This is a genomic window from Chamaesiphon sp. OTE_20_metabat_361, assembly GCF_031364565.1.
In genome coordinates, this window is record NZ_JANLWO010000351.1 from 1 (window position 1) to 1,717 (window position 1,717).

Here is a 1,717-nt window from a genome sequence, read left to right on the forward strand (position 1 = left end):
ACTTGATTTGCATCAGTAAAGGTTTGACCGTTGAGCGCACCACCGTAGAAGCTAGCAGTAATACCAGCTTGCTCGAAGCTGTATCTCGATTCTGCCCGACGGAACGGTACGTCTGCACGCACGACGCCTTCGGAGTCAGTCAAGATCACAGGGAAACTTTCAAAGAAGTTAGGCAGACGACGCACGCTCAGTACTCGACCTTCAGAGTCTTTGAATACTGGGTGTCCTTGCCAACCTTGGGCGACCCCATCACCTTTATTCATCGGCCCAGTCCGGAATAGACCGCCTTTAGCGGGGCTATTACCAACATAGTCGTAGAATGCGAGTTTGTCGGGAATTGCTTTCCAAGCTTCCGCTTCACTCTTACCATCTTCGACGCTGCTCTGAACGCGACGTTGAATTTCCTGTTGGAAATAACCGCTATCCCACTGATAACGCGTTGGGCCGAATAACTCGATCGGCGTGGTAGCATTTCCATACCACATCGTCCCCGCAACGATAAATGCTGCGAAGAATACCGCCGCAATACTCGAAGAGAGTACAGTTTCGATATTTCCCATCCGCAACGCTTTGTACAGGCGTTCTGGCGGACGAACAGTGAGGTGGAATAATCCAGCAATAATCCCGACTGTACCCGCTGCAATGTGGTGAGCAACCACACCACCAGGATTGAACGGATTGAATCCAGATGGCCCCCATTCTGGCGCAACTGGAGCCACATGCCCCGTTATGCCAAATGGATCTGTGACCCACATTCCTGGGCCAAACAGACCAGTCAGGTGGAATGCTCCGAAGCCGAAGCAAAGTAACCCAGATAAGAACAAGTGAATCCCAAACATTTTGGGTAAGTCTAACGCTGGCTCTCCAGTCCGAGGATCTGTAAACAGCTCCAAGTCCCAATAAACCCAGTGCCAGATCGATGCTAGCATTAGCATCCCAGACAAGATAATGTGAGCGGTAGCTACACCTTCAAAAGACCAGAAGCCAGCATCAGCCGCTGATTCACCTGGAACGATACTCCAACCACCCCAAGACTTGGTAATCCCGAGACGCGCCATGAAGGGCATGACAAACATGCCTTGTCGCCACATGGGATTGAAAACTGCGTCGCTAGGGTCGAAGTTTGATAGTTCAAACAGAGCCATCGAACCAGCCCAACCAGCAACTAAAGCTGTGTGCATTAAATGCACCGATATCAGCCGACCTGGGTCATTCAGGACAACTGTATGCACACGATACCAGGGTAGTCCCATCGACTACGATCCTCCTTAAAATAGGTGTCTACGAAAATTCTTATTTTTTAAATAATCTCATGCACTATGTTATCTGCTTCCCACCTCGGAGGCAAGGCGATCGCCCAGTAATTAATCTCTGAGTGCCGATCGCTCGAAACCTCCACACGACTAGACTCATAGCGGTTACAGCTCTTTGGGCGATCCCCGTTTGATTAAGATTTATCCTCAGAATGTTTACAAAAGTTAATAACTAGGCTTTAGGTTTTAGGCTTTGGGCTTTAGGGAATAGGGGATAGGGGATAGGGAATAGAGTTATGCTTTGGAACTGCGTTCTTTAGTCCCCGTCCCCCATCTCCCAGTCCCCCCATCTCCCATCTCCCATCTACCCTCTCATCAAAACCATCGTCGTACTAGTATTAACGACAAAGCCGAGGCGTTCGTAAAAACTTTGCTGATGGGTGGTGGTGAGATAAATGCGTTCG

Annotated in this window: 1 protein-coding gene and 1 pseudogene; both read right to left on the reverse strand. The window is 49.5% G+C overall.

From position 1 onward, the window contains the following. Positions 1–1,253: photosystem II chlorophyll-binding protein CP47 (gene psbB, locus RMO35_RS10210; protein ID WP_309740888.1), on the reverse strand; the 1,253-nt coding region annotated here is incomplete at its 3' end. Positions 1,254–1,617: 364 nt separating this feature from the next. Further along, positions 1,618–1,717, reverse strand: a pseudogene (locus RMO35_RS10215) (GNAT family N-acetyltransferase); the annotation flags it as partial.